Genomic DNA, 4,807 nt, shown 5'->3' with positions numbered 1-4,807 from the left:
GCGAGCCCGGCATTGGCGGCGGCCATCATCGGGCTGCTATACGCCGTGCGCGGGCAGAAGAAAGAGATTGAAGAACTGAAGAAGCGTGTGGACGACTACGACGCTCTCAAGCTCTCGGAGTCGCTGGCGAGAATCCAGACCGATTTGGAATGGATTAAAAGGAAGCTGGAGGAGGAATGATGGACAGGCTTTTAATCGGGCTTGGGATTTTTGCGGTCGTCTGCGAAATCGCTGGCATAATCTACCTGTACAGGATATGGAGGGGGGACGAATGAACTTCCGGCTGAAATCGTGGGACGTTTTCTCTTGGACGGCGATGCGCGGCGGCCTTTTCCGGCTGGACAACGACTTCCGGGCGGTCTGGACGGACAACGACGGCAAGGAATACCGCTTCGAGTTCCGGCGTGGACTCGTCTGGGACGGCGCGAGCGTGCCCAAAATCTTCCGCTGGTATCTGCCGAACATCGACGAAATGAACCTGCCCTACACTCTGGCGGGGCTTGTGCACGACTTCTGCTACGGCTCGGAATGCCTGCCGAAGGATTTGGCGGACGACCTGTTCCGCGGCACGATGCGCGACGCCGGAATACCGAGGCGCAAGGCGAGCTTCGCCGAGTGGCTGGTGGAGCATTTCGCCAAATCCCACTACGGGAGAAAGAACGACAGCCACGGCATAAGGTTCTACGGGAACATGTACAGGGGGCGGTAAAATGCCAAAGAGCGCCAAGCTGTTCCGTAGGTCTCTACAGAAATCGGGCGTATTTTTCACACCCAAGAAACTTGCCGAATATATGCGTTCATTCTTTCCATCGGACGTTACGGAAATCTACGACCCGACTTGCGGCGACGGGGCCTTGCTTGCCGTTTTCGAAGGCTCTAGAAAATACGGGCAGGAAATCGACGAGGAGCAGGGAAACTATGCGGCGACAAATCTTGTCAATGCGGAAATAGAAATAGGCGACACTCTTTCCGACGACAAATTCAAGGGAAAGAAATTCCGCTACATAGTCGCGAACCCGCCGTTTTCCGTCGCATGGGAACCCAAAATGGACGAACGCTTCGAGGGCTTCGGGCTTGCCCCAAAATCGAAGGCGGATTATGCGTTTATTCTTCACTGCCTGCATCATCTGGAAGATGGCGGCCTTGCCGTAGTGATGTGCTTTCCGGGCGTGCTTTACAGAGGGCAAAGGGAAGGCGAGATAAGGGAAAAGATAGTGCGCTCCGGCGCGCTGGAACGGGTGGTGGAAATTGACGGCGGCGACTTCGAGGACACCGGCATTTCTACCGTGCTTCTTGTATTCCGCAAAGGAAGGTCGGGCGATTCCGTAACGTTCGAGAAAAAGGAGACCGGGGAGAAAAGGGAGGCCCTCTTTACAGAAATCGAGCGTAACGGGTTCGACCTTTCCGTATGCCGCTACATAGAGCCGAAATCGGACAAGGCGGAAATAGACCCCGTTGCGGAACAGTTGCGGGCAAGGGATGCCGTCGCAAAGTACCTCAGGGCTAGCATCAGGGTTGACGCAATGGTGTGCGAGCTTGAAAGATTCAGGCAGCCGGAATTCGACCACGTGGATTTTCTGAACCGGATGCAAAAGATTATCGCGGAGGAAAAGGCGGCGTTTTTGAAAAAGTGGAAGGAACGGTTAGACCCTACGCGGGTGCAAATGGAGCTTTTCGGCTTATGATAAATTTCGCTGACTGCCTTAAAATGACGCAATACGTTTATGGATTTGCAAAGGTCAGTTTAGGCGACATTGCGAAAGTCGAGCTTGGCAAAAGGATTACAAAGAGCGAAACGAAAGATAGCGGCAAATACCCGGTATTTGGCGGCAGCCTTAACCCTTTGGGCTATCTGGACGAATGGAACTTTCCGGGCGACCGGGTGTTGGTCATAAAAAAGGGCAACGCCGGGGATATCGGCTATCGCCGGGAACGGTTCTTTGCGGGTGAGATGTGCTTTGTGCTTACGGCCTCGGAATACGTGATTCCGAAATACCTCTATCACTATCTTTGCAGTCGCCGGGGGGATTTGAAGCAGCGCGTAAGCGGGGTCATCCACTTCCTTAAAACCGTGGATTTGGAGAATTTTCCCGTGATTCTGCCGCCGCTTGAAAAGCAGATTGAAATAGTGAACAGGCTGAATGTTGCGGAATCGTATTTAGCGGTGGGGGGGTGGCAAATAAAATGCCGCCGTTTACATACAAAGACGTTTTCCGGATTGGGGACCCGTTGGGAGAGTATGTCTGCCGCTTGTTTTGATACAAATTAACAAAATTTATGAAGACAAACTAACAAAGATTGAAAACCATGAAATCTGAAAAAATCTTCCCTAATTTCACGCTGAAAGAGATGCTCTCCACCTCGACCGGGCTTCCCAACTTCCCGGAGACGTGGGAACAGTTCGTGAACCTGCACTCGCTGGCCGGATTCCTGCAATGCGTCCGGAACATCTACGGAAAGCCGATAATTGTAAACTCGGCGTTCCGCTCGGAGGCGGTGAACGAAAAGGCGGGCGGGGTAAAAAGCTCCTACCACCTGAAAGGGCTTGCCGCCGACATCCGGGGGACGGACGCCAAGGGCAACGCCGAACTGCTGGGAATCCTGAAACGGAACATCTCGCAAATAGACCAGCTGATAGCCTATCGGAGCGTAACCTCAAAGCGCATACGCTTCATCCACGTGGGGCTTCCGGAAGCGGAAAAGAAGCCGCGGATGCAGGTGATGGAGAAATGATGGACGCAATCGACTTTTCCACGAAGGCGGTGAAATTTTCGATTTACGCGCTGGGGACGGCTTTCGGAATCGCGGTCCTCGCCTTTTCCCTCTTCGATATTCTGCGCGACATGTTCGGCGAGCTTTTCCGACGGAGGAAATGACCGTGGAAAGCCTTAAAATCGTCCTTACGGGCGAGACGCCGAGCAAGAAGAATTCACGGGTCGTGGACAGGCGGACGGGGCGTACTTTCCCGAGCGCGGCTTTCCGGAAATGGCACGATGAAAAGGTTTTCGAAGCCTTGACGAATTGCCGCGGGGGCATCCCGCAGCCGCCGCTAAAAATCCGGTTCGTGTTCACCCACGGAGACTTGCGCCGACGCGATTCCGACAACCAGGCGTCCAGCGTCCTGGATTTGCTGGTCGATACAAAAATCATCCCGGACGACGGCTGGAACGTCGTACGCAATATCGAGATAGCGAATGGCTACGAAAAAGGGAAGCCGTCCGTGTCCGTGGAAATTTCCGCTGCGGAATAGCCGCCCTACTTTTCTATTTCGAAGGATACGGACAAACGGAGCGTTCCCGTATCGATGAGGGGCTGCGAACCGCCGTGGCGGCGACGCTTGACGGTATTCGGGGAGAGTGGCGTCCATTGTCCATTGGTCATGGCGTCCTTGATCTCCCCGGCCATCCTGGAACCGAGCATCTCCAAAAAGGCGGTCTTCGACATCTTCCCGGAAAGCATTCCCGGAAGATACGCTTTGAGGATTTCTGGCATCTTTTCGGCCATCTTCTTTTCTGCAAGCTGCATGAATGGGCGTGCCGGAATACGCCCGTACTTGTGGCCTGAAATCGTCTGTCCCGGTTCCCTCCCGTAGTTCAGCGTCCTTGCGATGAGTGCGAGGGATACGGGGCGTCCAAGTGCCGGCTGGTCCTTGCCGGTTGCCTTTTTCTCCATGAGGTGGGCGTAGGCCTCCGATGCGGTGACGTTCCCGTCCACCCATCCTGCACGTACCGACATCTTCCCGAGTTTTTTCAATTCCATAATAACCTGCATGTCATTATTTGACGAACAGATGTGACGTAAAATGTCAAACCGTATTGACATTTTCAGTCAATATGCCATTTAAAAATATATATTGTAGTAAAACGCCGGAGAGAAAATGGACGAAGAGTATATGAACATAAAGGGGCTTGCGGACAGGATCGGATTCTGCCCGGACACCGTATATGAATGGATAGCGACCAGAGGTCTTCCTGCCCGCCGCAACGGGAAGCGCGGGCGCATCACAGTGGTATGGAGCGAGTTCCTGCAATGGTGGGAGAGAAACAGCTGATTCCAGAATCGGGGACGACAGAGCGTCGCGAGTGGATGCGTAAGATAGCCCGCAAGGGAGGCTCCGTGTCGGCGGCGGAAAGCCGTGCCCGCGCAAAGTTCAGGAAGCTTGTGAACTCGATGCTGGACATCCCGGTGAACACGGACGGGAAACTGGGAGAAATACTGTCAGAAATCGGCATTGAACCGGGCGACGTGGTATCTGCACGGAAGGGCATCATAGGAGTCTTTATCGCCAAGGCAATTTCAGGAGACCTGAAGGCCGCCCGTTTCATCCTCGACCTTTCCGGGGCGACAGACATCGCGGCGGAGAAGCTGGCGAGAATCAAGGTGCTTGAGGCCACGGCGGAAGCGGGAGGGCTAGGCCTTGCCGATGCCGTGAAGGCAAGCGAGCCGCCGACGGAAAAGGAAATAGAGACGGAGGCGGCAAGGATGGGCGTATATTCGGAGGCAGTGGAATGAACGCGGCGATGATAGAGCTTGCGCGGCGCAACCTGATGGCGTTCACGCTGGCGACGAAGCCGGACTATAAGGCCGGATGGGTGCACCGCGAAATCTGCGCCAGGCTGATGCGCTTCATGCTGGACGCGCGTGCCGGAAAATCGCCACGGATGATTATAACGATGCCGCCGAGGCACGGCAAGAGCGAGCTTGTGTCGAGGCGATTCCCGGCGTGGTGCTTCGGCATCTGGCCGGACTGCAACATCATTGCGGCATCATACGGCGACAATCTGGCGAGGCGGATGAACAAGGACGT

At 54.8% G+C, this 4,807-nt stretch carries 10 protein-coding genes and 1 pseudogene; 10 read left to right on the top strand and 1 reads right to left on the bottom strand.

Annotated elements, in window-relative coordinates:
* The 7 genes from B5D40_RS15805 to B5D40_RS14830 form a co-directional block, all read left to right on the top strand.
* The coding region (locus B5D40_RS15805; protein ID WP_159446940.1) for a hypothetical protein at positions 1–180 on the top strand (180 nt) is incomplete at its 5' end.
* A gap of 91 nt (positions 181–271) precedes the next feature.
* Positions 272–709 carry a DUF1353 domain-containing protein gene (locus B5D40_RS14850; RefSeq protein ID WP_095849435.1) on the top strand — a complete coding sequence of 146 codons (438 nt, stop codon included), beginning with the start codon at positions 272–274 and terminating at the stop codon, positions 707–709.
* Position 710: 1 nt separating this feature from the next.
* Positions 711–1,685, top strand: coding sequence for an HsdM family class I SAM-dependent methyltransferase (locus tag B5D40_RS14845; protein ID WP_078777538.1), 975 nt, complete (start codon positions 711–713; stop codon positions 1,683–1,685).
* Complete coding sequence (locus tag B5D40_RS14840) at positions 1,682–2,269, top strand: restriction endonuclease subunit S (protein WP_078777537.1); 588 nt, start codon at positions 1,682–1,684, stop codon at positions 2,267–2,269. The genes B5D40_RS14845 and B5D40_RS14840 overlap by 4 nt, the downstream gene beginning before the upstream one ends.
* A gap of 38 nt (positions 2,270–2,307) precedes the next feature.
* Positions 2,308–2,733, top strand: a complete 426-nt coding sequence (locus B5D40_RS14835; protein ID WP_078777446.1) for a D-Ala-D-Ala carboxypeptidase family metallohydrolase — start codon at positions 2,308–2,310, stop codon at positions 2,731–2,733.
* Complete coding sequence (locus tag B5D40_RS15800; protein ID WP_158222042.1) at positions 2,730–2,876, top strand: hypothetical protein; 147 nt, start codon at positions 2,730–2,732, stop codon at positions 2,874–2,876. Before B5D40_RS14835 ends, B5D40_RS15800 begins: the two co-directional genes overlap by 4 nt.
* Before the next feature lie 2 nt (positions 2,877–2,878).
* Entirely contained in the window at positions 2,879–3,250 is a 372-nt protein-coding gene (locus B5D40_RS14830; protein ID WP_158222043.1) for a RusA family crossover junction endodeoxyribonuclease, read from the top strand.
* A gap of 5 nt (positions 3,251–3,255) precedes the next feature.
* On the opposite strand, the gene B5D40_RS14825 is transcribed toward B5D40_RS14830, so the two are convergent.
* On the bottom strand, positions 3,256–3,759 hold the full coding sequence (locus tag B5D40_RS14825) for a hypothetical protein (RefSeq protein WP_143394304.1): 504 nt from the start codon (positions 3,757–3,759) through the stop codon (positions 3,256–3,258).
* Positions 3,760–3,877: 118 nt separating this feature from the next.
* Here B5D40_RS14825 and B5D40_RS16610 point away from each other — a divergent pair, with 118 nt between their 5' ends.
* From B5D40_RS16610 to B5D40_RS14815, 3 genes and pseudogenes are all read left to right on the top strand, one after another.
* Positions 3,878–4,051, top strand: a complete 174-nt coding sequence (locus B5D40_RS16610; protein ID WP_143159390.1) for a helix-turn-helix domain-containing protein — start codon at positions 3,878–3,880, stop codon at positions 4,049–4,051.
* Complete coding sequence (locus B5D40_RS14820; protein WP_143394305.1) at positions 4,030–4,512, top strand: hypothetical protein; 483 nt, start codon at positions 4,030–4,032, stop codon at positions 4,510–4,512. The genes B5D40_RS16610 and B5D40_RS14820 overlap by 22 nt, the downstream gene beginning before the upstream one ends.
* Positions 4,509–4,807 (top strand): annotated as a pseudogene (locus B5D40_RS14815) (phage terminase large subunit); the annotation flags it as partial. The gene B5D40_RS14820 and the pseudogene B5D40_RS14815, both read left to right, overlap by 4 nt.

It is taken from the genome of Fibrobacter intestinalis (assembly GCF_900167415.1).
Taxonomy (GTDB): Bacteria; Fibrobacterota; Fibrobacteria; order Fibrobacterales; family Fibrobacteraceae; genus Hallerella; species Hallerella intestinalis.
The sequence above is the reverse complement of the archived record's forward strand: the minus strand, read 5'-3'. Positions and strand labels throughout refer to the sequence as shown.